Origin of the sequence: Candidatus Protochlamydia sp. R18, from assembly GCF_000648255.1 — a bacterium.
GTDB lineage: Bacteria > Chlamydiota > Chlamydiia > Chlamydiales > Parachlamydiaceae > Protochlamydia > Protochlamydia amoebophila.
In genome coordinates this window covers 1-2387 of record NZ_BASL01000622.1, presented here as the reverse complement: position 1 = coordinate 2387, position 2387 = coordinate 1, and the positions used below count along the sequence as shown (strand labels likewise).

3 protein-coding genes and 1 pseudogene are annotated in these 2387 nt (G+C 35.2%); 3 read left to right on the top strand and 1 reads right to left on the bottom strand.

Features of this window, described 5'->3' with window-relative positions:
* On the top strand, positions 1-533 hold a 533-nt coding region (locus TY19_RS02260), incomplete at its 5' end, for a DDE-type integrase/transposase/recombinase (RefSeq protein ID WP_042279755.1).
* A 118-nt stretch (positions 534-651) separates the two neighbouring features.
* Positions 652-969 (top strand): annotated as a pseudogene (locus tag TY19_RS02255) (hypothetical protein); the annotation flags it as partial.
* 810 nt (positions 970-1779) lie between these two features.
* Here the strand turns inward: TY19_RS02255 and TY19_RS19465 are convergent.
* Positions 1780-1995 carry a hypothetical protein gene (locus TY19_RS19465; RefSeq protein WP_042279750.1) on the bottom strand — a complete coding sequence of 72 codons (216 nt, stop codon included), beginning with the start codon at positions 1993-1995 and terminating at the stop codon, positions 1780-1782.
* Positions 1996-2052: 57 nt separating this feature from the next.
* Here TY19_RS19465 and TY19_RS02245 point away from each other — a divergent pair.
* Positions 2053-2387: type II toxin-antitoxin system RelE/ParE family toxin (locus tag TY19_RS02245; RefSeq protein WP_042279748.1), on the top strand; the 335-nt coding region annotated here is incomplete at its 3' end.

The window sequence follows — 2387 nt, the reverse complement described above, 5'->3', positions numbered from 1 at the left end:
ATACAGGCAAAGTAGAGACTCTCTACAGCAATACACGATGGTGCTCAGACAGCTTCTCTATTCAATGCTTAAATGGTGATCGTGTTCATGTCGCCTTCTCGTTGGATACGTGTGACAGAGAAGTCATGCGTTATATTGCCTCTACAATAGGTATTGATGGGCAGATGATTCGAGATTTGATGCTTGAGACTATTGAATATAGATTTGAACAGCCAAAAGCTAGAGTACCTCTTGAATGGCTCTCTGATAATGGCAGCTGTTACACGGCTAAAGAAACTGTCAATTTTGGTAGACTGCTTGGTTTAACCATTAGAACCACGCCACCTTATAGTCCAGAAAGTAATGGCATGGCGGAAGCTTTTGTCAAAACTTTTAAAAAAGATGATGTTTATTTCGGCAATCTGGCAAGTGCTGAAGCTGTTTTGCAGCAATTGCCTATTTGGATCGAAGACTATAACGCTAAAGCCCCTTATAAGGCTTTAAATATGCTCTCTCCAAGAGAGTATTTAAGGAAATTAAAAATGGCAGGCTAGCGGTCCGGTTTTATAGGGGCAACTCCACCCGTTTGTTTCCTGATTCTATCATCTCGTGGACTTAAGGCATTTTCAGATCAAAAACTAAGGAGATTATATTTGAACTATATTGACCCTTAATCTCACGGGTGCAGGATTAGCAGCCCATTTAACACCCTTAACGGGTTTGCAGCATCTAGATCTATTTGGCTGTAATAATCTCACCGATGATGGATTAGCCCATTTAACACCCTTAATCGCTTTGCAGCATCTAAATCTAAGCTACTGTATAAATGTCACGGATGATGGATTAGCGCATTTGACACCTTTAACGGCTTTGCAGTATCTAGATCTATTTGGCTGTAATAAACTCACCGATGCAGGAGTAGCACGTTTTAAAATTTTAGCAGCTTCATTTAATCTATTAATAAATAAAGATATAAATAAATTTTCTTAAAGATACATATTATCACAGTTAATTCATGCAGTTCCGGTAAGAAAAAAGCTCTCTAGAGATAACTTAAATCCTTTTGTTGATTTAGGATTCAAATTCTGAGCTTATCTCATCAGTGGCTGTGTCAGCAATTACATTATTAAATGCATTAATTTTTTCTAAATCCTCTACAGGGAAAAAGCACCTACGGCTTTTCCATTACGAGTAATCAAAAATCTCTCGCCTTTATATTTTGCTAAGTTAACACATTCTGATAAGTTTTAGCGGAATTCTACAAAGCTCATTACTTTTGCTTTTTCCATATCATTAACCTACATATCTTTTGATTAAATTAATAAATTTATTAGATAACAAGTTTATGACTATAAAATATAGTAAATAATTGTATTGATAAATAAGTCATCATATTCTAAATAATATAAATTATATTTGGTGATAGGATAACGATTTAATTAATCAGCGTAATGTACACATTTGGCAATCTCTAAAAAATTGTCCTAACTTCCGATAATGCTGATGTTAGTACGTTTTAAAACTTTAGATTTCTTACAGCCCGTTTGTTTTGCTATCATATAGCCTCGTAGACTTAAAGCATTTTCAGATTAAAAACTAAAAAACTTACATTTAAGTTTAATCGATTCTTACTTATTTTTTAATCGCTTTCGATTAATTTTATATGCAATTAGAAGATTGAGCGATCGAAACGACTGGAAAAACAAATTAAAGCTCTTCCAAAATCAATCCAAGCTGTACTCTATAAACTTTGTTCTGATTTGAAAAGACTTAAACCAAAACAACCTCAATGGCCATTAGCTAAGCATCGAAAAGTGATACCTTCTGAAGCTTATCATTGCCACTTAAAGAAGGGAAAACCTGCTCACTCATAACTGCCATTTCTAGTCTAAGCTTTGCATTAGTCATTTTAAAAGGAGCTTCACCTTTTCGTCCACGAGCGCTAGCAGAAGCTAGGCCTGCCTTTGTTCTTTCTTTTTCAAAAATTGTTTCTCGAGATATTGGCGAAATTCTCAAAATTTATAGGTTAAAATTTACTTGAATTATTGTATCCTAAAAGATACAATAAGCTATATGGAAGAGATCGATATTGAAATCTACGAAACGGCTAATGGTAAACGACCCTTTGAGATTTGGATCAAGGAAATCAAAGAAATCCATACACGGGCTAAAATTTTAACCCGGTTAGACCGATTGAAGCTTGGGAATTTTGGAGATTGTAAAACCTTGCAAAAGGGAGTACATGAGCTTCGGATTCATTACGGCCCGGGCATTAGGATTTATTATGGAAAGATTGGAAACAAAGTCATCTTGCTTCTTTGCGGTGGTGATAAAGGATCTCAGGACAAGGACATTGCAAAAGCAATGGAGTATTTGAAGGATTATCAATCTAGGGAGTTAGGTTATGG